This window comes from Rhizobium aethiopicum (assembly GCF_900094625.1).
Taxonomy (GTDB): Bacteria; Pseudomonadota; Alphaproteobacteria; order Rhizobiales; family Rhizobiaceae; genus Rhizobium; species Rhizobium aethiopicum.
On record NZ_FMAJ01000006.1, the window covers coordinates 211,065 to 236,538 of the forward strand.

Genomic DNA, 25,474 nt, shown 5'->3' on the forward strand with positions numbered 1-25,474 from the left:
CATCAACGCTTTGCGCGGAAATATTGGTAGAGGTTGTCGAAGACCGGCCCGCCCTGGACGATCCGTTGCTCGTCCTGCGGCTGGGCTGTGCAGATCCCGGAAATCAGGCTGGCAATGCCGCTCGTCTCCTCGCGTCCGAACTTCGCGTCCTTCAGATCGATGTCATGAATGATCTCTGCGATGGCCTGGAGTGCCGGATCCGTGATGCCAGCCTTGGCGAGCAGGACCTCGAAGCTGCAGCGATCACCTTCATGGGTGATCTCGCCCTCGAACATGTCGAAGCGAATCTCGCCGGCATTCGGGATGTATCCCTTGCCCTGCACGAAGCGAATGACCGCATCCGGGTCGATGAAACGGCGGATCAGCCAGCTGCAGGCAATTCGATCGACATGCACACCCTTGCGAGTAATCCATACGCGTCCCTTCAGATCGGCCGCCGTCAGCCGTGTCGTTTTCGGAACCTCGTTGACCATCTCCATGTCCTCTGCAAATCCGCTCTCAAGTTCTGCGACCAAGCTTTCCGCCGAGAGCCGGCCGGTCGCACCGAAGAAATCGATCGCCGCGATATCGGCGAGCCGCTTGCGCAGACGGCCGAGGTGAGAGCGTAGCTCGGCCTTCTCCTCTGTCGTTCCAGTCGCCTCCAACCGTGCTGACAGCGTCCTTGCCTCGTTGGCGATCGCCTCGTAGGCCTCGTCGCGGGCAGCATCGAATAGTGCGCGCGCCTGAGCGTCCGAGAGGCCATCGATCAGGCGCGCCTCGCACACCATCGCTTCGCCACCGCCTTCGACGATCTCCTTCAAAAGCCATTCGAAATCCTCTTGCGTCTCGGCATTTGCCGGCAGCGCATAGACCGTGCTTTTGACGGCGACCGCCCCTATGCGCTGCAGACGGCGCCAGATCTTCACCCGGAAGTAGGCTGGCTTGCTCGGCAGTTGGTGAATCAGAAGCAGCCAGCGTTGCTCAGCCGGTGAGGTGCGGTCGATCATGTTCATACCGTATCATCGAAAATCTAAAAAGCAACACTTGTATCATTCGAGGTTCGGGCGTAGCGTTGTGGCGTCATGTTTCCCCGAGCGAGGACGCGTCATGCACCGGATCATGCCACTACCTTTCAAGCCGCCACGTCTCGACGGGCTCTCCGAGCGGCTGCTGGCCAGCCACTACGAGAACAACTACGGCGGCGCGGTACGACGCCTGAATGCCATCGAGCGCCGGCTCGATGAGCTCGACTGGAGTGCGGCGCCAGTCTTCGACATCAATGGGTTGAAGCGGGAGGAGCTGATTGCGGCCAACTCCGCTATCCTTCACGAGATCTATTTCGACGGGCTCGGTGGATCGGGGGATGCGGCGGGTGATCTCGCCGAAGCGCTGGAACGCGACTTTGGCAGTGTTGCCAATTGGCGCGCCCGCTTCACCGCTTGCGCCAAAGCGCAGGCAGGCGGTTCGGGCTGGACGCTTCTTGCGTGGTCTGAGCGTCATCAGCGCCTCATGATCCAATGGGGAGCTGACCACACCAACTGTCTTGCCGGCAGCGTACCGATCCTGGCGCTCGACATGTATGAGCACGCTTATCATATCGATTTCGGCGCCAAGGCAGGCGCCTATGTCGATGCCTTCATGAAGAACATCCATTGGGAGCGGGTCGGCGGTCGCTTCCGAAGGCTGACCGAGCGGCTATCCGACATTCCTGCGGTTGAAACCGAGGGACGGGACGACGTCGCGCCGGAGGATCTTCTCGTTCGCCTTCAACGGCAGGAGGATCTCGTCGTACTCGACGTCTGCCTCGCCGATGATCTGCCGAAGCGAAGCGACATGCTGCCGGGCGCGATTGCAAGGCTTTACGAGACGATCGCCGGCTGGGCCGACCAACTGCCGCAGGACAAGCCGATCGTCGTCTATTGCATCTACGGCTTTCAGGTCAGCGGCGATGCCGTCGCCGAACTGCGCCGCCACGGCCTGGATGCGCGGGCGCTCGCCGGCGGAATTGCCGCCTGGCATGCGATCGGCGGCCCGACCGTCCCGTTTACAAACGCTGAAAACCCTTGAAGGAGGTAAGTGTGATGAAATGGGTTACTCGCGAACGTCCGGTCATCGACCGTATCGCCTGCCCCTGGCTGATCGCGCGGTTCATCGACAAGGAACCGGAATTCCTGTTCGTGCCGCCGGAACAGGTGCTCAAGGTGGCAGCGGAGACTGGAGCCACGCCTTACGATGTGCCGGGCGTCGAATACACGCATGTAGGCGAGGGTTGCAGTTTCGATAGCTTCGTCGACAAACACGGGTTGGACGGCGATCAGGCAATCGTCACCATCGCTGCCATCGTCCGCGGCGCCGACACCGACCGGCACGACCTGACGCCGCAATCGGCAGGGCTGCTGGCAATATCGATGGGGCTTCGGGACGTGACGCCTGACGATCACGAGGTGCTGAAGCATGGCTTCGTCATTTATGACGCGCTCTATGCGTGGGCTTCGCGGCGCAAAACCGAGATACACAGCTGGCCGCCTGCAATGAAGCCGACTGCAGCCTGAACTCGGCCAAGGGCTCAGCTATCCTCGACCTCTTGCGATAAAAGGGAAAGGGTTCGGTCGAGATATGGTTGCGCCCACACGCCCTGTCCATGGGCCGGGTTGAGAAACATTATTTTCGGTGGAATTTTTGCGACGCTGGGAAGGCGCGGCCAATGTCGAAGGAGGGCAGTTGCAGCGGCGTGCGGGACTCGCGGAAGACCAGTCCGACGAGATTGTCGACGACAAGGATGAACCCCAGCGCCAAGCCGAGATAAAGCAGAGCGGCGATGAGCAGGAGCGATATTTCCATGGCTCACACGATCACGCTGGACGCGCGGCTGCGAACTGCGAGAGGCGTGACAAAGAGCATTTCGATATGGTCGTTCATGGCTGCTTCCCTCGGTTCGCCATAAACAGTTCCGGTATGATCTTGTTCCCGGCCTACGGGCGAAAGTTCAGCCTTTTTCAGAAGCATCAAAGCTCGCAGCGTCATTCGGCCTCTATTGACCCCCAGCGGTGCGGACCACCCGCCTACGTTCTTCCATAAAACACAACTAATTCAATCTTATGACAAAGAACGGCCGAAGGGCGTCGCTACGACGCCCTTTTCATCGATGTCATCGGTCTTCCAATAATCAGGGCGCCGTCTTGCGGCTTGCAGTCCGCTTGGGCGCCGGCGTGACGACGCCGTTGGTCTTGGCGCCTGTTGCGACGCGCTTGGTCGTTGTTTCGGCGCGCTTGGCCTTGGGTTTGGCTTGTTTGCCGTTGGAAGAGGCAGCAGAGCCTTCGAGCGCTTCGCGCTCGTGCCGTGCCTGTTCCCAATGGATGGATTCTCGCCCTGTCGGATAGCCCTCTTCTTCCCAAAGGGCGTATGCACGTTTCTTTATCCACTCTTCCCGAGTTTCTGCCATCGCTGATCTCCAGTCACATTATGCCGTCGTTCGAACGCGATACTGCTTGGATGGTTCCAGAGGAGGGCCGCGGTTTCAAGTGAAATCGAGCTGCAACCGCAAATATTTCGCATTGCAGCATATCAAGGTTGAGAATCGGCACTCAGCAAGGCTGGAATTCCGCCGCCCTGTGCAGATCTGACACGAACGCGCGGCGCTGCCGGTGCTGTTCGGCCTCATCGCGGATCCGCAGGAGATAGGAGGGGTGGATGGTCACCAGAACCGGTGAATGGTTTGCCGGTTGCAGGATATGGCCGCGCTCGGGCGTCAATTTCACCTTCGGTCCGAGCAGCGCATAAAGCGCGCTTGCGCCGAGCGCCACGACGAGTTTCGGCTGCAGGATGTTGAGCTCCGCCCCGAGCCACCAGGCGCAACGCCGGATCTCGCCGGCGTTGGGCTTTGCATGCAGGCGCCGTTTGCCGCGCGGCGTGAACTTGAAGTGCTTGACGGCATTGGTGACGTAGCAGCGTTGACGGTCGAGACCCGCCTCCTCGAGACAGAGGTCGAGCAGATGGCCGGCGGGGCCGACAAAGGGCCTGCCGCTCAGATCTTCCCGGTCACCCGGCTGCTCGCCGACAAGGACAATCTCGGCCTTGCCGGGCCCTTCGCCGAAGACGATCTGCGTGGCATTGCGATAGAGGTCGCAGCGGGTGCAGCCTTCGGCCTGATGCCGCAGTTCGGCAATGCTTTCCGCATCTGCGACCTCGAGCGCCAAGGCGGGACCGACCGTTGCGGCGATGTTCATCATGGCCATCCTCATCTCCTGTTGAGGAATCGATCTCAACCGGGATTGTTCCCGCAAGCCAACCGCCGATGGGGAGACGACCGTCGCGAAAATTTCGCGCCATGGGGGAGGGGCGGCACAATTGAACGCGGCCGTTTCACGGCTATATTGGCCAGCGATGTTCTATCTCCTGTCGACCTACTGGCCGCATATCCTCTTTGTCGTTTCGATCGCCATGGGAGCTGCGGCGGCGATCCATGCCGCCATGACCAAGGAGGAGGTGCGCGCGGCGATCGGCTGGGTCGGCGTCATCATCCTCTCTCCGGTTGTCGGCGCGCTGCTTTATGCGATTGCCGGCATCAACCGCATCCGCCGCAAATCGCTGAGCATCCGCCGCGACGCCCTGCTGCTTGCGCCCGGAACCGACGTATTGGAGAGGTTCGACGCCGACGCCGAGACCGTGATCAGCCAATTCGGCCGCCGCTTTGCGGCGCTGCAGACGCTTGGCGACCGCGTGACACGCAACCCGCTGACATCTGGCAATACGATCGACATGCTGGAGACCGGCGACGAAGCCTATTCCGCGATGAAATCGGCCATCGACGAGGCGAGGCGCAGCATCCTGCTCGAAACCTATATTTTCGACCGCGACGTCATCGGAATTCGCATCGCCGATGCACTGATTGCGGCGGTGAAGCGCGGCGTGACGGTCCGGGTGCTGATCGACGCCGTCGGCGCGCGCTATTCGGTGCCGAGCATTCTCGGCTACCTCAAGGAGGGCGGCGTTACCACCGCCGTCTTCAACGGCAATGTCATCATGGGCTTGCGGCTGCCTTATGCCAATCTGCGCACCCACCGCAAGATCCTGATCGTCGACGGACGCATTGCGCTGACTGGCGGGATGAACATCAGGGCAGGGTTTAGCGAGGAGGCAACGGGCGAGACCTTTGCCCATGATACGCATTTCAGCGTCACCGGCCCCGCCGTCGCAGACCTCTTCGATCTTGCTGCCGAAGACTGGCGGTTCACCACTGACGAATTGTTGACAGACGAGGCATGGCGCATCGAGCCGCCGCAGCGCAACGCCGGCGATCCGATCCTGATGCGTGTTGTCGCCTCGGGGCCAGATCGCAGCCTCGAAACCAACCATAAGATGCTGATGGGCGCCTTTTCCGTGGCGCGCCAATCGATCCGCGTCATGTCTCCCTACTTCCTGCCGGACCGCGAACTGATCAGCGCCCTGGTGACGGCGGCGCGGCGCGGCGTCGAAGTCGATATCGTCGTGCCTGCTGTCAACAATCTCATGCTGGTCGACCGGGCGATGACGGCGCAATTCGATCAGATCCTCAAGAACTATTGCCGTATCTGGCGCTCGACCGGCAGCTTCAGCCATTCGAAGCTTTTGACGATCGACGGCACGTGGGCCTATGTCGGCTCCTCCAATCTCGATCCGCGCTCGCTCAGACTGAATTTCGAGGTCGACCTCGAAGTGCTGAACGAGGGCTTTGCCGCCGAGATCGACGAGCATATCGAGGAAACGCTGAAATCGGCAACACTGGTGACGCTTGACGGCTTGCGCGCGCGGCCCTTCCCGGTGCGGCTGATCGAGAAGGTGCTGTGGCTGGGTTCGCCCTATCTCTGACGGATTTTTTGCATTCCGACATGGCAAGTTCCGCGCGCCCGCCTATACTGCGGAGTGAGTAGCCTTTTTGATCAACGGAACAAGTGCGCCGCCCGATGCACGCCAGGAAAGACAGTCTTCCCGCCAGCATTCTCGCCTCGATCCGAAGCAGGAAAAAGCGGCTCGACGCGGCGCATATGGAGGCAGGGCCGCGCAGCAGCGGTACGTTGATCGCCTCGTATAACGTACACAAATGCGTCGGTACCGACCGCCGCTTCGATCCGGAGCGCACCAGCCGGGTGATCCATGAAATCGGCGCCGACGTGATCGCGTTGCAGGAGGCCGACACGCGCTTCGGCGAGCGCACCGGCATTCTCGATCTTGGCCGGCTGGAGCGGGAGACGGGGCTGATCCCGGTGCCGGTTGCCGGCATGGCCAAGGCGCACGGCTGGCATGGCAATGTCGTGCTCTTCAAGAAGGGGCTGGTGCATGACGTGCACCAGGTCAAGCTGCCCGGGCTGGAGCCGCGCGGCGCCCTCGTTGCCGAAATCGAGCTCGAAGAGGGCGGGGTGCTGCGCATCATTGCCGCGCATTTCGGCCTGCTGCGCCACAACAGAGCCCAGCAGGCCCACACATTGGTCGAGCTCATCAAGAACAGGCACGAAATGCCGACCATCCTACTCGGCGACCTCAACGAATGGCGGCTCGGCGACCGCTCCTCGCTCAACACCTTCCAATCCGCTTTCGGCGAGCTGCCGCCGGCCGTACCGAGCTTTCCCGCCGGCCTGCCATTGCTCGCGCTCGACCGCATCATCGCCAACCGCAAGGGGATCATCACCGAAGTCGAAGCGCATGATACGCCACTGGCGCGCATCGCCTCCGATCATTTGCCGATCAAGGCGCTTGTCGACCTGAAGCCGGCGGGCGGTTAGCAACATTCATTTGGAGCGGAAAAAACCGACGAGACGGCGAAACCGCTCGGCCCACAGCTGCGGATCGATGATTTCGGGTGAGGAAGGCGCAGTCAGTCGCTCAAGCCGAGGCAAGAGGAACGTAGCCCAATCGTCAAGATCGCTCTTGCTGAAATAAGGCAGCCAGAGGTCGGCGGGGGCCTCCCATTGTCTCGTATTTGCACGCGCGAGATCGCCGAGCTTGACCAAGACGGTTCCGCCGTTGTCTCCGACAACTTCGATTTCCGGATCAGGATCGGGCCTGGGGAGCCGCGCGACGATGTGTTCTTCCAGAGCTTTGCCAACCTCGCGATCCGCCTCGTCCAGGCGGCGAAGTATTCTTGTGTCGCCGGCGGAACCCGAGCCCTCGGCCAGGTTGATCGTAAATTTGGCGCCCATGACGGCGTTCGAATATTGCGAGACCTGCAGCCAACAAACCCTTCCGCCCCTGGCAAAGCTGCACTTTCCGGCCGCTTGCGTTTCCCAGCCGAGCTCCCGAAACTTCGGAGCTAGCAGCGACCGCATATGCCGGTGAAAGTCTTTGCTTTTCAGGTAGCCGCGCATGCGTCTGTCTCCGGGGCTGTGCCTCGCGCCGGAACATCTCACGGGGCTTTCAAAGGCACAAGGAAGCTTGCGTGGCAGAAAAGCGTCTATTGGCGCTGACGCCTGAAAGCTATGTGATGCCGCGTTCGGAAGGCTGCCGGCGGCCCCCGCTGTATTCTCGGCATAGCTAATCGTGGAACCGCGCGGCGGCCCTCATTGCGAAATCGAGCTCGAACAGGGCGGGGTGCCGCGCTTTTGAGCAGCAGACCTCTCCTCGGGTTGCGGGACAGATTGCGCTTGTCCCGACCTGCCTCGGTATGTTCTAGGGGTGTTCCGGGGACTTGCACTGGAACCCCACCGGCGGGCATGAAAGCTGAAATGAGCGAAATTGCAGTACGACTGGAAAACGTTACCCGTTGCTTTGGCATCACTGCAGCCGTGCGCGATCTTTCTCTTCATATTCGGCGCGGGGACGCGGTTTCGCTCGTCGGCCATTCGGGTTGCGGCAAGTCTACGCTCCTGCGCATGATCGCCGGTGTCGAAATACCAGAATCTGGCCGCATCTTCCTCGAAGGCCGCGAGGTCGCAAGTTCCGCCAGTTTTGTCGAGCCGGAAGCGCGCGGCGTCGGCTTTGTCTTCCAGGACTATGCTCTCTTCCCGCATCTGACTGTACGCGACAATATCCTCTTCGGTCTCAAGCGACATCCGAAGGGCGAAGCAGCCGCGCGGGCAGAGGAGATGATCAGCAAGGTCGGAATCGAGCATCTAACCCATCGCTATCCGCACACGCTCTCCGGCGGTGAACAGCAGCGTGTCGCGCTAGCCCGCGCCCTGGCGCCCCGGCCGAGTATCGTCCTGATGGACGAGCCCTTTTCCAATCTGGATCAGGGTCTGCGCGGGAAGGTGCGCAGCGACACCTTGAACCTGTTGAGGACACTTGGCACGACCGTGATCATCGTCACGCATGATCCCCAGGAAGCACTTTCCGTCGGCGATCAGGTGGTCCTGATGCGCGCAGGTGAAATCGTCCAGTCCGGCTCAGCCTATGATCTGCACGACCGTCCGACGAATGCCTATGCGGCAGAGTTTTTTTGCGCGTCCAGCAAAGTTCCCGGCGTTTACCGGGGCGGATGGATCGAGACCGCGATCGGCAACTTCGCCTATACGCTCGACCGTCCGCCGGCAAGCTCAGTGACCGTTTATATCCGGCCGCATGCCATTGCGCTGTCACCCGGTTCGGGAATCCCCGCTCGTATCGAGAACCGTGTTTTGCATGGTGAATTCGAGCAGATCACGTTGAAGGTTGATGGCGTCGACGAACCGCTCAAGGCGAGAGCCTTGGAGCGGCTGCCAGTCGACGCCGAGAATATTCAGATCTCAGTCCTCCCCGAGCGGCTGCTGGCTTTTTGACGGCCGACTGCGAGCGCATTCTGCTGACCGCTCATCAACTTTCTGTGATATCTCGCTTGAAGTTCCGGGGTAAACTTGACTTGCAGGGTCATGAACTGCTGCAAGCAATGCGCATTCATTCGCGGAGGGACATAATGAATTCGCGCTCAATCCTCACATCCATGCTGCTTGCCGCTTCGGCGCTGACGTCGCCTTGCATCGCTGCTGCCGCAGAAATCAATCTTTATACGACGAGAGAACCGGCCCTGATTGCACCTCTTCTGGAGGCATTCACCAAATCGACCGGTACGAAGGTCAATACCATTTTCCTGAAGGACGGCCTCGCAGAGCGTGTCGCCTCCGAAGGCGCCAGCTCGCCAGCTGACATCCTGATGGCAGTCGATGCCGGCAATCTTGTCGATCTGGTCGATAAAGGCGTAACGCAGCCGGTCGAATCGTCTGTTCTGAACTCGGCTATCCCGGAACAGCTGCGTGATGCCAAGGGCAACTGGTTTGCACTATCGATGCGCGCCCGCGTGCTCTACGCTGCCAAGGATGTCGACATCAGCACATTCAACTACGAGGAGCTTGCCGATCCCAAATGGAAGGGCAAGATCTGCATACGCTCTGGCCAACACCCCTATAATACGGCACTGTTTGCTGACTACATCGCCCATTATGGCGCGGAAGAGACCGAGAAATGGCTGACGGGTGTCAAGGCCAACCTCGCCCGTAAGGCAGCCGGCGGCGATCGCGATGCGGCTAAGGATATCCTCGGCGGTATTTGCGATATCGGTATCGCCAACTCCTATTATGTTGGGCTTATGCGATCCGGCAAGGGCGGTGAAGAGCAGGTCAAATGGGGCGATGCCATCAAGGTCATCCTGCCAACCTTCAAGGACGGCGGCACGCAAGTGAACATCAGCGGCGCGGCAATCGCCAAGCATTCACCGAACAAGGCTGAAGCCGTCAAACTTCTCGAATATCTCGCCTCCGACGAAGCGCAGAAGATATATGCCGAGGCCAATTACGAATATCCCGTGAAGGCGGGCGTCGCGGCAGATCCGATCATCGCATCCTTCGGCGAACTAAAGATCGACAGCAAGCCCTTGTCCGAAATCGTCAGCCATCGCAAGCAGGCGAGTGAACTCGTGGACAAGGTCGGCTTCGACAACTAAGGACAAGGAAGGCGCCGCTGAGAGGCGCCTTCCTTCCCGAGAATGGATCGAGTGATGTTTCCCAGCCCGGCGCCCGCCCGCTCTGCAAAGCGCCCTGGCAGGGTGTGGCTGACAATTGCCGCTATGATCGCCCTTATCGCCATTCTGCCGATCGGGGGATTGATTCTCGAAGCTTCGAAGGGGTCGGCGGGTCTTTGGGGGCATCTTTTCTCGACCATCCTTCCGGAGGCACTTCTCGACACCGTCATTCTGCTTGCGGGGGTCGGCGTCATCACTGCCGTGGTTGGCACGACGACGGCATGGCTGGTGACGGCTTATGATTTTCCCGGCAGGCATGCGCTGGAATGGATGCTGCTTCTGCCGCTGGCCGTTCCGACTTATATCGTCGCCTATGCCTATCTGGATATACTGCATCCGATCGGTCCAGTGCAGGATGCCGTGCGCTGGCTGCTCGGCTACGAGAGCCCGCGCCAGTTTCGGCTTCCGGACGTCCGTTCCATGGCCGGCTGCATCCTGCTTCTCGGAAGCGTGCTCTACCCCTATGTCTACATCCCCACCCGCGCGATGTTCCTTACCCAATCCGGTAATCTCGTCGATGCCGCACGCACGCTCGGCACAACTCGCCGCGCCGTCTTCTGGCGGGTCGCCCTGCCGCTCGCGCGCCCGGCTGTTGCCGTGGGTATCAGCCTTGCCCTGATGGAAACGTTGAACGATATCGGCGCCGCCGAATTCCTCGGTTTTCGGACAATCACCGTTTCCATCTACACGACGTGGATCACCCGCTCCGATTTATCGGGCGCGTCGCAGATCGCTCTTGCTCTTCTTCTGATCGTCGTCGCGATCGTTGCGCTGGAGCGATGGGCGCGACGCAAGCAGCGCTACGCGATCGATGTACGCCGGATGCGGAATTTCCAACCGCGGCGGGTATCCTTGGGAAAAGGCATACTGCTGTTACTCGGCGGTCTTCTGCCGGTCATCCTAGGCTTCGCCGCGCCCGCGCTCTATCTTTTGATCGAAGCAGCAAAACGCTATCGGTTCGCCGGCATATCCGCTCGCATTGTCGACGAGGCCGTGAACACGCTTGTTATAGCCACCCTGGCGACAATGGCGACCGTCATCCTTGGGCTTCTCGCAGCCTACGCCACCCGCCTGCGCCCCGGCCAGCCGTCCTCCTGGCTCCTGCGCGGTTCCACAATGGGTTATGCCGCTCCCGGGACCGTGGTTGCCATCGGCGTGCTGATCATGCTTGCCGGGCTCGATCAGCTCATCGATCGCGCCGCTATTTCCCTGTTCGGTGTGTCGACCGGCCTGCTCCTCATGGGATCGGGTGCTGCCGTCATATATGCGCTCATCGTTCGGTTTCTGGCGATCTCCGCCGGCGGTATAGAAGCCGGTCTCTCCCGCATTTCCCTCTCGCTCGATCATGCTTCGCGGTCGCTGGGCCAATCCACCGCAGGCACCCTGCGATACGTGCATCTGCCGCTCTCGAAGGCGGCAATCTCGGCTGCCGCCCTGCTGGTCTTCGTCGATTGTGTTAAGGAGCTGCCGGCGACGCTCCTCCTGCGCCCACTCAATGTCGAGACTTTCGCAACTCATCTTTATGGAGAGGCTGCGAGAGGCACTTACGAGGAAGCCTCGATTGCAGCGCTCGCCATCGTGCTGATCGGCATTCTCCCGGCCATCCTACTGTCGCGGATCGGACGTATTCGCTAGCAGGCCGGGTCACGGCCTTCAGGCAAGGCTCGGTCGGAAAACCGCGCACCCTGCTCCGGCGCTTATTGTCGCGAGCAGATACCAAGTGACGGTAAGCCAAGCGATATTTCTGAACTACGGTCAGTCCGCCCCGGGGCGAAGATCCTCACAGAGTAAGTGCGCGGATTTCATTGAGACAAAGGGAGATTGTGGAGGAGCGGGACTAGAAATCAACGTCGCCGGCTTGACGTATCACGCCGTTTGCGAAATGCTAAGATGTCAGACCAATTTCAAAGCCTGGCTGCCTGATAAGAAAATGGGGAACCATGAAGGCAAATCGTAGCGACAGGCCGATGATCCGGCCGCTTCCCGTCATGGACCGCGCACGTCAGGTGACCGATGCGCTGGCGGATTATGTCGAGGAGGCGCGATTGCAGGCTGGCGACCGGCTGCCGGCCGAGCGTGAGCTGATGGCGGCGCTTGCCGTCGGACGTTCGACCATTCGCGAAGCGATCAGGCATTTTCAGGCGCTCGGCGTCATCGAGACGCGCAAGGGCAGCGGCACCTATCTGTTGAAGCCGGTCTCCAGGGCAACGATCCACATGCCGCTGTCTTTCGATGCGGTGCATCTGCGCGACGCGCTGCTGCAGACGCTGGAGGTCCGCCGCGGCATCGAATGCGAGGCGGGCATGGTGGCGGCCAGACGGCGAACCGAGAAGGATCTCGTCGTCATCGAGGAGAAGCTCGACGAGATGGAGCGGGTGCACCTGGAGAAGGGCACATCAGGGCCGGAGGATCTGGCCTTCCATCTCGCCGTCTACGACGCCACCCATAATCCGCTGTTTCGCCAGCTGCTCGAGCAGATGCGCGAGACGTTCGAGCGCTTCTGGGAGCATCCGTTCGATCGGCAGGACTTCGCCCGCCGATCCTTTCCATTTCACCGCACCCTTTTCAACGCGATCGCTGCGCGGGATGCCGAGGCGGCGCGCGCGGAAACATTGAAAATTCTCGATATCGTCGAGGAAGACATCAAGGAAATGTCCAAATGAGCAACGGCGCAGATCCGTTCGATCTTGCTTCCCTCATCACCGCTCACGACGAAGGCAACTTCGCCGACGCCGTCGTGCCGCCGATCTTCCAGACCTCGCTGTTCACCTTCTCCGATTACGACGAGATGATCACCGTCTATCGCGGCGAGAAGGTGCGGCCGACCTATACGCGCGGCCTAAACCCGACGGTGCGCGCTTTCGAGGAAATGCTGGCCAAGCTCGAAGCTGCGGAGGATGCACTCGGTTTTGCAAGCGGCATGGCGGCGATCTCCTCGGCGGTGCTGAGCTTCGTCGAACCCGGCGACCGCATCGTCGCCGTCAAGCATGTCTATCCCGATGCCTTTCGCCTGTTCGGCACCATCCTGAAACGGATGAAGATCGAGGTGACCTATGTCGACGGCCGCGACGAGGAGGCGGTCGCGAGCGCGCTGCCCGGCGCCAAGCTCCTCTATCTGGAAAGCCCGACCAGCTGGGTGATGGAGGCGCATGACGTCGGCGCGCTCGCAGCCCTCGCCAAGCGCCATGGCGTCATCTCGATGATCGACAACAGCTGGGCGAGCCCGGTCTTCCAGCGGCCTTTGACGCTTGGCGTCGATCTCGTCATCCATTCCGCCTCGAAATATCTCGGCGGCCATAGCGATGTGGTGGCGGGCGTCGTCGCCGGCCCGAAGGAAATGATCGCGCGCATCAAGGCCGAGGCCTACCCCTATCTCGGCGGCAAGCTTTCGCCGTTCGACGCCTGGCTGCTGATCCGCGGGTTGCGCACACTGCCGCTGCGCATGAAAGCGCATGAGGCGTCCGCACTTGAAATCGCCAGGCGCCTGCAGAAGCTCGAGGTGGTGGAGGCGGTCTGTCATCCAGGCCTCGCCAATCGTCTGCCTGACGGGCTCAACGGCACCTCGGGCCTGTTCTCGTTCATTTTCCGCGACGGCGTCGATATCCGCGCCTTTGCCGACCATCTCAAGCTGTTCAAACTGGGTGTAAGCTGGGGTGGACATGAAAGCCTGATCGTACCGGGCGAGGTGGTGCTCCAGCAGAAGGCACAGCCGAATTCCGCGCAAACCTTCGGAATTAATGCGCGATCCGTACGCCTCCATGTCGGCCTCGAAGGAACAGAGGCGCTGTGGAGGGACATCGAGGGGGCGCTCGCCGCCTCACAATCCTGAAACCCGAGAGACCAAAAAGGGGGAACTGAGCATGAAAAAACTAATAATCTCGACGCTCTTCGCTTCGATGATGGCGGGTACGGCTTTCGCCGATACGACGCTGAAGCTAGTCGAAGTGATCACCAGCCCGGAGCGCACCGAAACGCTGAAATCGATCATCGGCAAGTTCGAGGCGGCCAATCCCGGCACCAAGGTCGACATCATCTCGCTGCCCTGGAACGAAGCCTTCCAGAAGTTCGCGACCATGGTGTCGGCCGGTGACGTGCCCGATGTCATGGAGATGCCCGATACCTGGCTGTCGCTCTATGCCAATAACGGCATGCTCGAAAGCCTGGAGCCCTATCTCGAAAAATGGGAGCACACCAAGGAGCTGACGCCGCGCGCGCTCGAGCTCGGCCGCGACGTCAAGAACACCGCCTACATGCTGCCATACGGCTTCTATTTGAGGGCGATGTTCTACAACAAGAAGCTGCTTGCCGAGGCTGGTGTCGACGCACCGCCGAAGACGCTGGAGGAGTTTACCGCCGCCTCTGAAAAGGTCTCGAAGCTGCCCGGCAAACACGGCTACTGCATGCGCGGCGGACCCGGCGGCCTCAACGGCTGGATGATCTTTGCCGCCACCATGGCTGGCGACAACAAGTACTTCAAGGAAGACGGCACCTCGACCATGAACAGCGAAGGCTGGGCAAAGGGAATCGAGTGGATGGTCGATCTCTACAAGAAGGGCTATGCGCCGAAGGACAGCGTCAACTGGGGCTTCAACGAAGTCGTCGCCGGCTTCTATTCCGGCACCTGCGCCTTCCTCGACCAGGATCCGGATGCGCTGATCGCCATCGCCGAGCGTATGAAGAAGGAGGATTTCGGTGTAGCGCCGCTGCCGAAGGGTCCCGACGGCAAATCCTTCCCGACCATAGGTTATGGCGGCTGGTCGATGTTTTCGACGAGCGCCAACAAGGATCTTTCCTGGAAGCTGATCGCCACCCTCGAGGGGCCGGAAGGCAATATCGAGTGGAACAAGCGCATCGGCGCCCTGCCGGCCTACACGGCGGCCGAAAAGGATCCCTTCTATGCCGGTGACCAGTTCAAGGGCTGGTTCGAGGAACTGGCAGACCCGAACACGGTGCCAACTGTGATGCCGACCTATCTGGAAGAGTTCGCCTTCTTCAAGGATTCGCTGGCGATCAAGACGTCGCAGCAGGCCCTGCTCGGCGATATCTCGGCGAAGGACCTGGCGGATCAGTGGGCGGATTATCTGACCAAGGCGCAGCAGAAGTTTCTGTCGAAGAAATAAAGATAGAGGGCTTTGAGATTGAAGCCCCCTCATCCAACCCTACGGGCCACCTATGCCTGGGTCGAGCCACTGGTCTCGACCCGTCCTTCGGACCCCCGGGGGAGAAGGGAACGAAGACGTCGCGGCACATTCCCTTCTCCCCAGTGGGGAGAAGGTGCCGGCAGGCGGATGAGGGGGCCTCCGGCCTCCCTACTTAGCCGCATCACCGACCATTCCCAACCGGGTAAGACAAATGGAAACCGCAATCTGATGACCATTTCCGCCGATATGCTCGACATGCGTCGCGACCGCAGGCCGTGGCTGCGTCGCCTTGCCGATGCTTCGGAGCCCTATCTTTACAGCGCTCCGTCGCTGATCCTGATCATCGCTGTGATGCTGGTGCCGCTGACACTCGGGTTGTCCTATGCCTTCCGCGACATCCAGCTGCTCAATCCGTTTTCCGGCGGCTTCATCGGCCTCGAGCATTTCCGCGAACTTGCAAGCGATGCCGCCTTTTACGGCGCGCTGAGGAACACGCTCTGGTGGACCGGCGCCTCCGTCGTATTGCAGTTCGCCTTCGGGCTGATCCTGGCGCTATTGCTCGACAAGCCTTTCCCGGGCCGGGCGATCGCGCAGGCGCTGGTCTTCCTGCCCTGGGCCGTGCCGTCCTTCCTCGCCGGCCTCAACTGGGCCTGGCTGTTCAACCCGGTCATCGGGCCGATCCCGCACTGGCTCTTCGCGCTCGGGCTGATGCATGAGCCGGGCAATATCCTCTCCGATCCCAACTACGCCATGTGGGGACCGATTATCGCCAATGTCTGGTGGGGCATTCCCTTCTTTGCCATCACGCTGCTTGCCGCCCTGCAGGCAATCCCGCGCGATCTGTACGAGGCCGCCTCGATTGACGGCGCCGGCTGGTTCCAGCGTTTCCGCTCGATCACTCTGCCGTTTCTGGCGCCGACGATCGCCATCACCGTGCTCTTGCGCACCGTGTGGATCTCAAATTTCGCCGATCTGATCGTCGTCATGACCAATGGCGGGCCCGCCGACCGCACGCAGATCGTCGCCAGCTACATCTTCACGACGGCGTTCAAGCGGCTCGATTTCGGTTACGCCTCGGCGATTGCACTGGTGCTGCTGGCACTGCTGCTTGCCTATTCGATGCTGATCATCCTGCTGCGGCAGACGCTGCTGAACAAGGATTAAGCCGTTGAGACGATCTCTTCTTCCCACGATCGCGCACCGCCTGGCGATCCTCTGCTACATCGCCTTCGCGCTCTTCCCGCTGTTCTGGCTGCTCAAGGTCTCGGTGACACCGAACGACCTGCTCTATACCGAGGGCGTGCGCATGTGGCCGTCGCGCACGAGCTGGGATCATTATGCCTTCGTGCTGCAGCACAGCGCCTTTCCGACCTTCTTCAAGAACAGCCTGATCGTTTCGGCCTCGACGGCGGTGACGGTGACGATCTGCGCCTCGCTTTCCGGCTACGCGCTGTCGCGCTTCAATTTCCGCGCGAAATACTGGATCGTCGCGCTGATGCTGCTGACCCAGATGTTCCCGCTCGTCATGCTGGTTGCGCCGATCTTCAAGATCCTGTCGCCTTTGCATCTGACCAACAGCCTGACCGGGCTTGTCATCGTCTACACCGCCTTCAACGTGCCCTTCGCCACCTTCCTGATGCAGTCCTTCTTCGACGGCATTCCGAAGGACCTCGAAGAGGCGGCGATGATCGACGGGGCGACACAGTTCACGGCCTTTCGCCAGATCATCCTGCCGCTGACGCTGCCCGGCATCGCCGCGACGCTCGGCTTCGTCTTCACGGCCGCCTGGAGCGAACTGCTCTTCGCGCTGATGCTGATCAACGGCAATGACGCGGCGACTTTCCCGGTCGGGCTTCTCACCTTCGTTTCGAAATTCTCGGTGGATTTCGGGCAGATGATGGCGGCGGGCGTCATGGCGCTCATTCCGGCCGGCCTCTTCTTCCTGCTCATCCAGCGTTATCTCGTCCAGGGCCTGACGGCCGGCGCGGTCAAGGGTTAAACAAATGGCATCGATCGACATCCAGAATATCCGTAAAGCCTATGGCCATGTGCAGGTGCTGCACGGCGTCGATCTCGACATCAGGGATGGCGAATTCGTCGTGCTCGTCGGCCCCTCCGGCTGCGGCAAGTCCACGCTGTTGCGGATGATTGCGGGGTTGGAGGAAGTCACATCAGGCGAGATCCGCATTGCCGGCAGCCGGGTGAACGAGCTGCATCCCAAGGACCGCGACATCGCCATGGTGTTCCAGTCCTATGCGCTTTATCCGCACATGAACGTCGCCGGAAATATGAGCTACAGCCTCAGGCTGCGGAAGACCGCCAAGGAGACGATCACCAGCGCGGTGGCTGTCGCCGCAGCCAAGCTCGGCCTTGACCCGCTGCTCGAACGGAGGCCGAAGGCGCTGTCCGGTGGCCAGCGCCAGCGTGTCGCCATGGGCCGCGCCATCGTGCGCCAGCCGAAGGCTTTCCTGTTCGACGAACCGCTCTCCAATCTCGATGCACGGCTGCGCGAACAGATGCGCGCGGAAATCAAGAAGCTGCACGGTGAGTTGAAGGCGACTTCGATCTACGTGACCCACGATCAGATCGAGGCAATGACGCTGGCGGACCGGATCGTCGCCATGCATGGCGGCGTGGTACAGCAGGTCGGCAGCCCGCTGGAACTTTACGACCGGCCTGCCAATCTGTTCGTTGCCGGTTTCATCGGCTCGCCGGGCATGAACTTCCTGGAAGCCAGCTATACCGCGGGCGGTGTCAGGTTGGAGGATGGGACGGTCGTGCCGCTGGCAAAGCAGCTGCCGCTTGCAGACGGCGCGAAGGTGACGCTCGGCATCCGGCCGGAGCATGTGCTGATGACGAATGACGGGACGGGGCTCGCCACCGATGTGGAACTCGTCGAACCCACCGGATTCGGCATTATCCTCCACCTTGCGCTACATGGCCTGCCGTTCAAGATCTTCACTCTGGACCGCGAAGCGCTGAAGGCGGGGCCGAAGGTCAATGTCGCCTTTCCGCACCAATATCTGCATGTGTTCGATGGCGAGGGCCAACGCGTCGATTGAGCAGTCGAGCTCCTCAGGCGCCCCTGTTTGCTGGTTGCTGCCATCGCAAAAAGCACCCGGAGAAAAAAGATCAAACAGATTCAAGGGGATGAACGAGACTCGAAAAACGTGTGAATCATTCTGGTTAAGCTGTTGAAATTTGATTCGTTTTGATTCGGAACCAATCGTAGAGTGATTCGGTTGACTCGCACTGGTTGCGGCAGGAGCGCATACGAAATGGTTGCCCCGAGAGCGAATTGGAAAGGCTTCATCAAGTTCGGGGAGGTGGCCTTCCCGGTGGCCCTCTACACCGCCGCCTCCACATCCGAGCGGATCGCGTTTCACACCCTGAACAGGAAGACCGGCAACCGCGTGCGCCGGGAATTCGTGGACGGCGAGACCGGCGATCCGGTCGAACGCGACGACCAGGTCAAAGGTTTCGAGATCGAAGATGGTCGCTACGTTGTCCTCGAGGCCGAAGAAGTTGCGGCCGCAATTCCCGAAAGCGACAAAACGCTGAAGGTGGAGGCGTTTATTCCTTGTGACGAGGTCGATGACGTCTATTTCGACAAGCCTTATTATCTGGCCCCCGACACCATGGGCAGCGACGCTTTCAAACTCCTGAGAGATGGCATGAAGAAGGCCAAGGTCGCGGCCATCGCCCGGACGGTGCTGTTCCGCCGCCTGCGAACGCTCCTCATCCGCCCCCATGGCAAAGGGCTGGTCGGCTCCACCTTGAACTTCGACTATGAAGTCCGCTCCTCCGAGAAGGCTTTCGAAGAGATGCCGGATCTCAAGATCGAAGGCGAGATGCTGGAGCTTGCCAAGCACATCATCAACACCAAGAAGGGCGAGTTTGAGCCGAAGCAGTTCGACGACCGTTACGAAGCGGCCGTGGCCGAACTGGTGAAGGCCAAGATCGAAGGCCGCAGCCTTCCGAAGAAAAAGGCCGCGCCGGCTGCGAAACCGAACGACCTGTTACAGGCATTGCGCGAAAGCGCCGGCATGGCGACGCCAGCAAAGACGAAGCGCACCGCCGCAAATGTCAATGCCGGCAAAAGCAGGCAGAAGGCCGCGCGTGCATCGGCGCCGAAATCAAGCAGCCCAGGCGGCGCCCGGCAGCGCCGCGCCGGGTGATCGGAGGTTGCCATGGCGATCCGGCCATATTGGAAAGGTTACCTGAAGCTATCGCTCGTCACCTGCCCGGTGCAGATGATGCCGGCCACGTCCGAAAACGAGAAGGTGCGCTTCCATACGCTCAATCGCGCAACCCAAAACCGCGTCATCAGCCACTATGTCGATGCCGTAACCGGCAAGGACGTCAAAGATGAAGACGAAGTGAAAGCCTATCAACGTGGCGAGAACGAATATGTCATGCTCGAAGACGAGGAGCTGGAAAACGTAGCGCTTGAAAGCACCAAGACGATCGACATCGAGGTCTTTACGCCGCGCAACAGCGTCGAATGGATCTGGCTCGACACGCCCTACTATCTCTCACCCGACGATCCGGTCGGCCAAGAGGCATTCTCGGTGATCCGCGATGCGATGGCGGCCGAGGACATGGTCGGCATCTCGCGGCTGGTGATTGCGCGCCGCGAGCGCGCCGTCATGCTGGAGCCACGCGGCAAAGGCATCGTCCTTTGGACATTGCGTTATGGTGACGAAGTGCGCGATGCGGAGAGCTATTTCGAACGGGTGGACGATCAACCGGCGGACAGCCAGATGATGCCGCTGGTCCAGCAGCTCATCAAGAAGCAGACGCAGCATTGGAACCCGAAGATGGCCTCCGACCCGGTGCAGGACAGGTTGCTCGAGCTTATCGAAGCCAAGAAGAAACAGATGAAAAAACCCGTCAAAGCCAAGGTCAAGGGCAAGGAGAAGGCAGAACCGGCTCCCAGCAACGTCATCAACATCATGGAGGCGCTGCGCAAATCCGTCGATGCCGAGAACCGATCCGGCAGGCATTGAGCGATGACCAGACCACGGCGCCCCTCCGCCCCCTTGCTTCGCGATTCTGGTTCCGCGATACAGTCGCGACCTGTCCGTCGGCGTGATCCCGACCAGCCAAACCTGCCGTTCGATGCAATGCCGTCGAGGGTGGAGCCATGCCTGGCCCTGCTGAAGCAGACGGTGCCGCAAGGGCCGGATTGGCTTTACGAGGTGAAGTGGGACGGCTACCGATTGGCGCTCCACATCGAGCCTAAGGGTATCCGCATTCTCACCCGTGGCGGCCATGACTGGACCCACCGATTTCCAACTATTACCGCAGGGGCAAAAGAGCTCGGTGTATCGAGCTGCATTCTCGACGGGGAAGCCGTCGTCCTCGATGAGGAGGATCGCTCGGACTTCGGAGCTTTGCAGCGCTCACTCGGCGGCAGGGGCGGCAAGCGGATATCAATCGAATCCATCTTCTGCGCCTTCGATCTATTGTACCTCGATGGTCACGACCTGACGCGCACGGAACTATCGGTGCGCCGTCATCTCCTCGAGGATTTGATTCCTGAGACCAGCGATGCTGCCATTCGGTTCTCCCAAGAACTGGATCTCGATAGCGAGGACCTGCTTGAGCACGCATGCCAGCTTGGCTTGGAAGGCATCATCGCAAAGCGCAGGGACAGCCCTTACCGCAGTGGTCGCCTCGGCGATTGGCAGAAGATCAAGTGCGTTCAGAGCGACAGTTTCATGATCGTCGGTTACGAGGAATCCGCCAGCACCCGCGGCGGGCTCGGTAGTCTTTTGCTTGCGGGCCGAAAGGGCAACGGCTGGATCTACGTCGGATCCGTCGGCACCGGGTTCAACCGAACGGAGGCGGAATATTTGCGCAAGACGTTGATCCGCCTCCAAACGAAAAAACCTGTTGTGCCACTGAAAGGAAAGCGCCTTGTCTTTTCCCAGCCGACCCTCATCGCCGAAATCGAGTTTCGCGGCTGGACGCGTGACGGCAGCCTCCGCCACCCCTCATACAAGGGCCTTCGCGAAATTCAGGATAATGCTGCCGTCTTCGATATGACTGATGCCGCTGCGATCACTTGAAGTCGCGTAGGGCGATCAGCCGATCAGGCGGCATGCTTGCCGGTACGGCCGAGCTTCTTGATGGCCTGCTCCAAGGGCCGCTGCCCCTCGCAATAATCCTTCCAGGCGGACGACTTCGATAACAAGGCAGGCACGGTTCGGATGGTGAACCGTTTCGGGTCCAGGTCTGATTTCACCTGCGTCCACGTCAGAGGCATCGAAACCGTCGCTCCTGGGCGGCCTCGAGGAGAAAGCGGGGCCACAGCCGTCGCCATGCGATCGTTGCGCAGGTAATCGAGGAAAATGCGACCGCCCCGCAGGCTCTTGGTCATTTTGATAAGGTAGAGATCGGGGTTGTTCCGGGCCATCTGCTGACAGACGTCGTGAGCGAAGGCCTTTGCTTCGGTCCAAGACAACGGTTTTCGTTTGTTGACCGCGAGCGGGGTTACGACATGCAAGCCCTTGCCGCCGGTCGTCTTGCAGAAACTGATCAATCCGAGGTCTTCCAGCCGCTCGCGCATTTCGCGGGCAGCGGCAACAACCGTGGAAAAGGGAACGTCTGGACCGGGATCGAGATCGAATACCAGGCGACCAGGCACTTCCGGTTGGCCGGGTTCGCAGTTCCATGGATGGAGCTCGACCGCCGCGATCTGGGCGACCGCGGCAAGCCCTTCGATGCGATCGATCTGCAGGTAAGGCTTCTTGTCGCCGAATACCTTGACCAATTCGAGCAGTTTTGATTGCCCCGGCATGGCATGACGTTGGAAGAACTGCTCGCCACCAATTCCATCCGGGGCACGGATGATAGAGCAGGGCCTGCCCTTGAGGTGGTCGATCATCCAGTCGCCGACCGCCTCGTAATAGCGGGCCAATTCTTCCTTTGTTACCGGATCCCGACCGTTAGCATCCGGCCACAATGGTTTGTCCGGGTTGGAAATGAGCACACCCATGACATCGGCCTTCTGACCCTTACGGCGCGCTGTTTTTGATGTGGGCCTCGGAGCCGGCTCCGCAACCTCGGTTGTAGAGGGTCTCAGCGGTCGCTCCGCCTCGACTTCCTTGGCCGGCTTATCTTCGCGCAATCCTTTGAAGGCTGCCTGCCGGACAAGACCATCCGCGGTCCAGCCCTCGAATTCGATCTCCGCGACAAGCTCCGGCTTCACCCAAACCACCTCAGCCTGCTTCTTCGGAGCGCCGATACCTGTGAAAGGCGATGTCGCCATCTCCAGGGCTTTCAGTTTCGGCAGCAGGGCCTCGACCTTCTTGGCGCCGTAGCCGGTTCCGACACGACCGACATAGACAAAATGACCGTTGCTAAAAACGCCAACGAGAAGGGAACGAAACCTGCCGTTGGTCTTGGCATAGGCGCCGATCACCACCTCATGCCCCGCCCGGCATTTCGACTTTGCCCAGGTTTCCGTGCGACCGGACTGATAAGCGGCATCTGCCTGTTTCGACACAATGCCTTCCAGTGATAGCTTGCATGCCGACCTGAGGACGGCGTCACCGCCGCCGGTAAAATGCTCGACGTAGCGGATAAGCGGATCGTTGCCGGCGTCCGTGAGGAGTTCCTGCAATCGCGTCTTTCGCTCGATGAGGGGTTTGAGGCGGAAATCCTCACCGCCGTCGTAAAGCAGGTCGAAGGCGAAGTAGACGAGGCCGCCGGTCTTGCCCTCCGACAGCGCGGCCTGCAGCGCGGCAAAATCCGGCGCACCGTGCTCGTCGAGAGCGCAAATCTCACCATCAAGGATACAATCAGGAAGCGCTGACGCCGCCCCGGCGATTTCCGGGTACTTGGCCGTCCAGTCGAGACCTTTCCTGGTTTTCAGCGTCGCTTCGCCCTCGAGCACGCGCATCTGAATGCGGTATCCATCGAACTTGATCTCGTGGATCCAGCCGTCCCCGCCGGGTGGCCGCTCCAGCTTCTCGCAAAGCTGCGGCGCGATAAAATCGGGAAGATCAACCGCCGTAGCAGTGGCGGGCTTTCCGCCTCTCGCCTCCTGCCGTTCCTCGGCAGCCAGTCCGTGATTGCTGTCCCAAACGGCGTCGGCCTGGACCTCGCCGCCTTCCACCATGAAGGGTTTTGGCTTTCGCCCCTTGCCGGCTGCGATCATTTCCATGCTGCGGCCCGACGCTACAGAGGTGATGTTTTCTTCCAGGATAGCAGCACCGTTCTCCTCGACGGAGAACTCGTCATGATGCTTGATCAACAGCCAGTTGGTACGCTTGCTGCGCTCGCGATCGTTGCGCATGCGCACAAGCACGAAGCTCCCGTGCAAACGCTCGCCCTCGAGGGTGAACTTGAAATCGCCCTTGCGAAGCGCCTCTTCGGGGCTCTTCCTCCCCTCCGGCTCCCAATAGCCGCGATCCCACAGCATGACCGTGCCGCCGCCATACTGGCCTTTCGGAATAGTGCCTTCGAAGTCGCCATAATCGAGGGGATGATCTTCGACCTCAACCGCAAGGCGCTTGTCCTGTGGATCGAGCGATGGACCTTTGGTGACAGCCCAGCTCTTGAACACGCCGTCGAGCTCGAGCCGCAGGTCGTAGTGCAGACGCGTCGCATCGTGCTTCTGAATGACAAAGCGGCGGCGGTTGCTCTTTTTGATGCGCCGCTCACCGCTGGGCTCAGCGGTCTTCTCAAAATCGCGTTTTGATCGGTAGCTCGTTAGCTTGTCGCTGGCCATGGCTGTTCCCGGAGCGTTCGGTCGTCAAACGAAATAGCGGTTATCGTTGTTCCAGCCGCGGGCAGCGTTCCCGTTTGAGTTGGCACGACAGCAACTGTCCCCACCAATTGTATGATCGCGTACCTGATGAGCGCGAAGCTACATTCTGTAACAGAACAGGCATTGGCCGGAAACAGATGTGATACATCGACCGCCTAGCACTCCGATCGCGAGAAAGTCGCAGAACGCCAAGCGAAGGAGGCTATCCCATGACCGCTAGTGCCAATTTTTCCAAATCCCGCCCGCTGCTCGGGCGTGCGATCGCCATCGCGGTCGGATCGCTGATAACGGTGTCTTACGTGCAGTCCGCACGCGCAGAAGAAGCCCGTGTAACGACTGCTGAGACAAGACCAGCGTCGGATGAGAGTATCCGCCCATTCCGCATCCACGTCGACCAGAGCCAGCTTGATGATCTCAAGCGACGGATTGCAGAGACCCGTTGGCCGGATAAGGAGACTGTCGGAGACATCTCGCAAGGCATCCAGCTGGCGCGCGTCCAGGACCTTGTGCGCTATTGGGGGACCGATTACGACTGGCGCAAAGCCGAAGAACAGCTGAACTCTCTGCCGCAGTTCGTCACGACGATCGACGGCGTCGACATTCAGTTCATTCACGTGCGCTCTCGCCATCCGAATGCTCTCCCGGTCATCCTGACGCATGGGTGGCCGGGCTCGATCTTCGAGTTCATCAAGACCATCGGGCCACTGACCGATCCGACGGCGTATGGTGGCAAGCCGGAAGATGCCTTCGACGTGATTATTCCTTCGATTCCGGGTTACGGCTTTTCCGGCCGGCCGACAGATCAGGGGTGGGGACCCGACCGTGTTGCCCGCGCCTGGGATGTGCTGGTGAAGCGCCTGGGTTACACACGCTATGTTTCGCAGGGTGGCGACCACGGCTCGGTGATCTCAGATGCCTTGGCACGGCAAGCCCCGCAAGGCTTGCTGGCCATCCATTTGAATATGCCGGCGACTGTCCCGGGCGATCTGATGCGGGGGATCAACAGTGGCGACGCGGCCCCTGCCGGACTGTCCCCGGCGGAAAAAGGCGCTTACGACTCTCTCAGCGCCTTTTTCGGCCGGAATGCCGCCTACGGCGCCATGATGGTAACTCGGCCGCAGACGATCGGTTACTCGCTCTCGGATTCGCCGTCGGGTTTGGCGTCGTGGATCTATGAAAAATTCGTCCAATGGAGTGACAGTGACGGTGTTCCCGAACGCGTTCTGACCAGAGACGAAATGCTGAACGACATCACGCTCTACTGGTTGACCAATACCGGCGCGTCGTCTTCGCGCTTCTACTGGGAAAACAACAACAACAACTTCAGTTCGGAGACGCAGAAGACGAGGGACATCAAGATCCCTGTCGGCATCACCGTTTTTCCAAAGGAAATCTACCAGGCGCCGGAGAGCTGGAGCCGACAGGCTTATCCTTCCCTCGTTTACTATCATCAGGTGGAGCGCGGCGGACATTTTGCTGCGTGGGAGCAGCCTCAACTCTTTGCGGAAGAATTGCGGGCTGCGTTCAAATCCGTTCGTTAACTCGGCCTTTTGTGCCGGCGCGGCTCCTCACGGGGCCGCGCGACAGGTATCTCGACGTCCGATTGACATC

At 60.5% G+C, this 25,474-nt stretch carries 24 protein-coding genes; 17 read left to right on the plus strand and 7 right to left on the minus strand.

The features are described 5' to 3' along the window. Positions 1-2: 2 nt before the first annotated feature. Entirely contained in the window at positions 3-992 is a 990-nt protein-coding gene (locus tag GA0061105_RS15190; protein ID WP_245304353.1) for a chromate resistance protein ChrB domain-containing protein, read from the minus strand. 94 nt (positions 993-1,086) lie between these two features. Between GA0061105_RS15190 and GA0061105_RS33905 the strand changes: the two genes are divergently transcribed. After that, positions 1,087-2,046 (plus strand): Fe-Mn family superoxide dismutase, encoded by a 960-nt coding sequence (locus GA0061105_RS33905; protein WP_092751198.1) that lies wholly within the window; start codon positions 1,087-1,089, stop codon positions 2,044-2,046. Between the two features lie 14 nt (positions 2,047-2,060). Further along, positions 2,061-2,531, plus strand: coding sequence for a chromate resistance protein ChrB domain-containing protein (locus GA0061105_RS15200; RefSeq protein ID WP_092751200.1), 471 nt, complete (start codon positions 2,061-2,063; stop codon positions 2,529-2,531). 109 nt (positions 2,532-2,640) lie between these two features. Here GA0061105_RS15200 and GA0061105_RS15205 read toward each other — a convergent pair whose 3' ends face one another. The 4 genes from GA0061105_RS15205 to GA0061105_RS15220 all read right to left on the minus strand — a co-directional run bounded on the left by GA0061105_RS15205 (position 2,641) and on the right by GA0061105_RS15220 (position 4,205). Next, entirely contained in the window at positions 2,641-2,820 is a 180-nt protein-coding gene (locus GA0061105_RS15205) for a hypothetical protein (RefSeq protein ID WP_092751202.1), read from the minus strand. 3 nt (positions 2,821-2,823) lie between these two features. Further along, on the minus strand, positions 2,824-3,003 hold the full coding sequence (locus tag GA0061105_RS15210; RefSeq protein WP_092751204.1) for a hypothetical protein: 180 nt from the start codon (positions 3,001-3,003) through the stop codon (positions 2,824-2,826). A 142-nt stretch (positions 3,004-3,145) separates the two neighbouring features. Further along, complete coding sequence (locus GA0061105_RS15215) at positions 3,146-3,421, minus strand: DUF2934 domain-containing protein (protein WP_064697005.1); 276 nt, start codon at positions 3,419-3,421, stop codon at positions 3,146-3,148. A gap of 142 nt (positions 3,422-3,563) precedes the next feature. Next, positions 3,564-4,205, minus strand: a complete 642-nt coding sequence (locus GA0061105_RS15220; protein WP_092751444.1) for a UdgX family uracil-DNA binding protein — start codon at positions 4,203-4,205, stop codon at positions 3,564-3,566. A 157-nt stretch (positions 4,206-4,362) separates the two neighbouring features. On the opposite strand from GA0061105_RS15220, the gene GA0061105_RS15225 reads away from it, so the two are divergent. Together GA0061105_RS15225 and GA0061105_RS15230 are read left to right on the plus strand one after the other, a co-directional pair. Further along, positions 4,363-5,826, plus strand: coding sequence for a phospholipase D-like domain-containing protein (locus GA0061105_RS15225; RefSeq protein WP_092751206.1), 1,464 nt, complete (start codon positions 4,363-4,365; stop codon positions 5,824-5,826). A 95-nt stretch (positions 5,827-5,921) separates the two neighbouring features. Then, a complete protein-coding gene (locus tag GA0061105_RS15230) occupies positions 5,922-6,737 on the plus strand; it encodes an endonuclease/exonuclease/phosphatase family protein (RefSeq protein ID WP_092751208.1) in 816 nt (271 codons plus the stop codon). A 6-nt stretch (positions 6,738-6,743) separates the two neighbouring features. Here GA0061105_RS15230 and GA0061105_RS15235 read toward each other — a convergent pair whose 3' ends face one another. After that, on the minus strand, positions 6,744-7,319 hold the full coding sequence (locus GA0061105_RS15235; RefSeq protein ID WP_092751210.1) for a hypothetical protein: 576 nt from the start codon (positions 7,317-7,319) through the stop codon (positions 6,744-6,746). Positions 7,320-7,676: 357 nt separating this feature from the next. Between GA0061105_RS15235 and GA0061105_RS15240 the strand changes: the two genes are divergently transcribed. The 12 genes from GA0061105_RS15240 (at position 7,677) to ligD (GA0061105_RS15295) (ending at position 21,158) form a co-directional block, all read left to right on the plus strand. Further along, on the plus strand, positions 7,677-8,708 hold the full coding sequence (locus GA0061105_RS15240) for an ABC transporter ATP-binding protein (protein WP_092751212.1): 1,032 nt from the start codon (positions 7,677-7,679) through the stop codon (positions 8,706-8,708). A gap of 161 nt (positions 8,709-8,869) precedes the next feature. Beyond that, the gene (locus tag GA0061105_RS15245) at positions 8,870-9,865 is read left to right on the plus strand and encodes a Fe(3+) ABC transporter substrate-binding protein (protein ID WP_092751446.1); all 996 of its coding nucleotides are present in this window, start codon (positions 8,870-8,872) and stop codon (positions 9,863-9,865) included. Positions 9,866-9,919: 54 nt separating this feature from the next. Continuing rightward, the gene (locus tag GA0061105_RS15250) at positions 9,920-11,578 is read left to right on the plus strand and encodes an ABC transporter permease (protein ID WP_092751214.1); all 1,659 of its coding nucleotides are present in this window, start codon (positions 9,920-9,922) and stop codon (positions 11,576-11,578) included. A 305-nt stretch (positions 11,579-11,883) separates the two neighbouring features. Beyond that, positions 11,884-12,606 carry a FadR/GntR family transcriptional regulator gene (locus GA0061105_RS15255; RefSeq protein WP_064697326.1) on the plus strand — a complete coding sequence of 241 codons (723 nt, stop codon included), beginning with the start codon at positions 11,884-11,886 and terminating at the stop codon, positions 12,604-12,606. Beyond that, positions 12,603-13,772 carry a PLP-dependent transferase gene (locus GA0061105_RS15260; RefSeq protein WP_092751216.1) on the plus strand — a complete coding sequence of 390 codons (1,170 nt, stop codon included), beginning with the start codon at positions 12,603-12,605 and terminating at the stop codon, positions 13,770-13,772. Before GA0061105_RS15255 ends, GA0061105_RS15260 begins: the two co-directional genes overlap by 4 nt. Before the next feature lie 31 nt (positions 13,773-13,803). Further along, entirely contained in the window at positions 13,804-15,063 is a 1,260-nt protein-coding gene (locus tag GA0061105_RS15265; RefSeq protein WP_092751218.1) for an ABC transporter substrate-binding protein, read from the plus strand. A gap of 249 nt (positions 15,064-15,312) precedes the next feature. Continuing rightward, positions 15,313-16,248, plus strand: a complete 936-nt coding sequence (locus GA0061105_RS15270; RefSeq protein ID WP_064697323.1) for a carbohydrate ABC transporter permease — start codon at positions 15,313-15,315, stop codon at positions 16,246-16,248. Between the two features lie 4 nt (positions 16,249-16,252). After that, positions 16,253-17,083 (plus strand): carbohydrate ABC transporter permease, encoded by an 831-nt coding sequence (locus GA0061105_RS15275; protein ID WP_064697322.1) that lies wholly within the window; start codon positions 16,253-16,255, stop codon positions 17,081-17,083. A gap of 4 nt (positions 17,084-17,087) precedes the next feature. Next, entirely contained in the window at positions 17,088-18,146 is a 1,059-nt protein-coding gene (locus tag GA0061105_RS15280) for an ABC transporter ATP-binding protein (RefSeq protein ID WP_092751220.1), read from the plus strand. Between the two features lie 216 nt (positions 18,147-18,362). After that, entirely contained in the window at positions 18,363-19,262 is a 900-nt protein-coding gene (gene ku / locus GA0061105_RS15285; protein WP_092751222.1) for a non-homologous end joining protein Ku, read from the plus strand. Between the two features lie 12 nt (positions 19,263-19,274). Next, positions 19,275-20,093, plus strand: a complete 819-nt coding sequence (gene ku / locus GA0061105_RS15290; protein ID WP_092751224.1) for a non-homologous end joining protein Ku — start codon at positions 19,275-19,277, stop codon at positions 20,091-20,093. A gap of 3 nt (positions 20,094-20,096) precedes the next feature. Next, positions 20,097-21,158: a non-homologous end-joining DNA ligase gene (gene ligD, locus GA0061105_RS15295; RefSeq protein ID WP_092751226.1), complete on the plus strand. Its 1,062-nt coding sequence runs from the start codon at positions 20,097-20,099 to the stop codon at positions 21,156-21,158. A gap of 23 nt (positions 21,159-21,181) precedes the next feature. Here the strand turns inward: ligD (GA0061105_RS15295) and ligD (GA0061105_RS15300) are convergent, their stop codons facing one another. Further along, positions 21,182-23,824: a DNA ligase D gene (gene ligD, locus GA0061105_RS15300; RefSeq protein WP_092751228.1), complete on the minus strand. Its 2,643-nt coding sequence runs from the start codon at positions 23,822-23,824 to the stop codon at positions 21,182-21,184. A gap of 248 nt (positions 23,825-24,072) precedes the next feature. Between ligD (GA0061105_RS15300) and GA0061105_RS15305 the strand changes: the two genes are divergently transcribed. After that, positions 24,073-25,404 carry an epoxide hydrolase family protein gene (locus tag GA0061105_RS15305; RefSeq protein ID WP_092751230.1) on the plus strand — a complete coding sequence of 444 codons (1,332 nt, stop codon included), beginning with the start codon at positions 24,073-24,075 and terminating at the stop codon, positions 25,402-25,404. Positions 25,405-25,474 lie beyond the last annotated feature (70 nt).

Excerpts from the sequence above, each read along its gene's own strand:
- ku (WP_092751224.1), top strand. The coding sequence starts at position 19,275 with ATGGCGATCCGGCCATATTGGAAAGGTTACCTGAAGCTATCGCTCGTC.
- GA0061105_RS15205 (WP_092751202.1), bottom strand. The coding sequence starts at position 2,820 with ATGGAAATATCGCTCCTGCTCATCGCCGCTCTGCTTTATCTCGGCTTG.
- GA0061105_RS15215 (WP_064697005.1), bottom strand. The coding sequence starts at position 3,421 with ATGGCAGAAACTCGGGAAGAGTGGATAAAGAAACGTGCATACGCCCTT.
- GA0061105_RS15255 (WP_064697326.1), top strand. The coding sequence starts at position 11,884 with ATGAAGGCAAATCGTAGCGACAGGCCGATGATCCGGCCGCTTCCCGTC.
- GA0061105_RS15305 (WP_092751230.1), top strand. The coding sequence starts at position 24,073 with ATGACCGCTAGTGCCAATTTTTCCAAATCCCGCCCGCTGCTCGGGCGT.
- GA0061105_RS15190 (WP_245304353.1), bottom strand. The coding sequence starts at position 992 with ATGAACATGATCGACCGCACCTCACCGGCTGAGCAACGCTGGCTGCTT.
- GA0061105_RS15220 (WP_092751444.1), bottom strand. The coding sequence starts at position 4,205 with ATGAACATCGCCGCAACGGTCGGTCCCGCCTTGGCGCTCGAGGTCGCA.
- GA0061105_RS15280 (WP_092751220.1), top strand. The coding sequence starts at position 17,088 with ATGGCATCGATCGACATCCAGAATATCCGTAAAGCCTATGGCCATGTG.
- ku (WP_092751222.1), top strand. The coding sequence starts at position 18,363 with ATGGTTGCCCCGAGAGCGAATTGGAAAGGCTTCATCAAGTTCGGGGAG.
- GA0061105_RS15250 (WP_092751214.1), top strand. The coding sequence starts at position 9,920 with ATGTTTCCCAGCCCGGCGCCCGCCCGCTCTGCAAAGCGCCCTGGCAGG.
- GA0061105_RS33905 (WP_092751198.1), top strand. The coding sequence starts at position 1,087 with ATGCACCGGATCATGCCACTACCTTTCAAGCCGCCACGTCTCGACGGG.
- ligD (WP_092751226.1), top strand. The coding sequence starts at position 20,097 with ATGACCAGACCACGGCGCCCCTCCGCCCCCTTGCTTCGCGATTCTGGT.
- GA0061105_RS15210 (WP_092751204.1), bottom strand. The coding sequence starts at position 3,003 with ATGACGCTGCGAGCTTTGATGCTTCTGAAAAAGGCTGAACTTTCGCCC.
- GA0061105_RS15265 (WP_092751218.1), top strand. The coding sequence starts at position 13,804 with ATGAAAAAACTAATAATCTCGACGCTCTTCGCTTCGATGATGGCGGGT.
- GA0061105_RS15235 (WP_092751210.1), bottom strand. The coding sequence starts at position 7,319 with ATGCGCGGCTACCTGAAAAGCAAAGACTTTCACCGGCATATGCGGTCG.
- GA0061105_RS15240 (WP_092751212.1), top strand. The coding sequence starts at position 7,677 with ATGAGCGAAATTGCAGTACGACTGGAAAACGTTACCCGTTGCTTTGGC.
- GA0061105_RS15225 (WP_092751206.1), top strand. The coding sequence starts at position 4,363 with ATGTTCTATCTCCTGTCGACCTACTGGCCGCATATCCTCTTTGTCGTT.
- GA0061105_RS15270 (WP_064697323.1), top strand. The coding sequence starts at position 15,313 with ATGACCATTTCCGCCGATATGCTCGACATGCGTCGCGACCGCAGGCCG.
- GA0061105_RS15245 (WP_092751446.1), top strand. The coding sequence starts at position 8,870 with ATGCTGCTTGCCGCTTCGGCGCTGACGTCGCCTTGCATCGCTGCTGCC.
- ligD (WP_092751228.1), bottom strand. The coding sequence starts at position 23,824 with ATGGCCAGCGACAAGCTAACGAGCTACCGATCAAAACGCGATTTTGAG.
- GA0061105_RS15230 (WP_092751208.1), top strand. The coding sequence starts at position 5,922 with ATGCACGCCAGGAAAGACAGTCTTCCCGCCAGCATTCTCGCCTCGATC.
- GA0061105_RS15200 (WP_092751200.1), top strand. The coding sequence starts at position 2,061 with ATGAAATGGGTTACTCGCGAACGTCCGGTCATCGACCGTATCGCCTGC.
- GA0061105_RS15260 (WP_092751216.1), top strand. The coding sequence starts at position 12,603 with ATGAGCAACGGCGCAGATCCGTTCGATCTTGCTTCCCTCATCACCGCT.